Origin of the sequence: Pseudomonas helleri (genome assembly GCF_009600315.1) — a bacterium.
In the GTDB taxonomy this organism is placed as follows: Bacteria; Pseudomonadota; Gammaproteobacteria; order Pseudomonadales; family Pseudomonadaceae; genus Aquipseudomonas; species Aquipseudomonas helleri_A.
This window is the reverse complement of sequence record NZ_WIWC01000211.1, coordinates 1-224: the sequence shown is the minus strand read 5'-3', so window position 1 is coordinate 224 and position 224 is coordinate 1. Positions and strand designations below refer to the sequence as shown.

At 58.0% G+C, this 224-nt stretch carries 1 protein-coding gene; it reads left to right on the top strand.

The features are described 5' to 3' along the window. Nucleotides 1–45 precede the first annotated feature (45 nt). Nucleotides 46–224, top strand: a 179-nt coding sequence (locus GHN86_RS23345; RefSeq protein ID WP_153387408.1) for an integrase core domain-containing protein, incomplete at its 3' end; no start/stop codon positions are given.

Here is a 224-nt window from a genome sequence, read left to right as displayed (position 1 = left end):
TGGGGTGACGAGCCTGAGAGCTACACGGGACTGGAGATCTGGATCATGCGCCAAGGTGTCAAAGTCAGTCACTCGCGGCCCTACCACCCCCAAACGCAGGGCAAGCTGGAAAGGCAGCATCGCAGCATGATTAGGGAAGTGTTTAAGGGGATATGCCTGATCGACCTGCCCACTGCACAGCTCACGCTGGATGAGTGGCGCAAGGTTTACAACCACGAACGCCC